Origin of the sequence: Vibrio sp. 10N.222.46.A1, from assembly GCF_041473595.1 — a bacterium.
GTDB lineage: Bacteria > Pseudomonadota > Gammaproteobacteria > Enterobacterales > Vibrionaceae > Vibrio > Vibrio tasmaniensis_A.
In genome coordinates this window covers 1-303 of record NZ_JBFRSN010001833.1, presented here as the reverse complement: position 1 = coordinate 303, position 303 = coordinate 1, and the positions used below count along the sequence as shown (strand labels likewise).

Below are 303 nucleotides of genomic sequence, written 5' to 3'. Positions count from 1 at the left end.
TTGAACACCACTTCTTGCTCTTGATGAAGCAAATGCCTCTAGACGCTCACCAATCAAAAACAGTAACAGAACCATCGCAGCTTCAGCTGTTTCGCCAAGGTATAAAGCACCGAGCGCGGCAACACTCATTAAGGTTTCGATTGCAAACGGCGTACCTGAACGTGCCAATTGAACTGCTTTCTTGGCCACTGGATACAAACCAAGCAAACAGGTTACGGTAAACAAACCTTCACTTAGTTGAGGAGAAGTACTTTTCAACAGTGCTGCGAAGAGCATTGCGGCTGCAATCGCTATAATTTGTAA

The 303-nt window shown here is 45.2% G+C and carries 1 pseudogene; it reads right to left on the bottom strand.

The features are described 5' to 3' along the window. Window positions 1-303, bottom strand: a pseudogene (gene zntA, locus AB4496_RS29530) (Zn(II)/Cd(II)/Pb(II) translocating P-type ATPase ZntA); the annotation flags it as partial.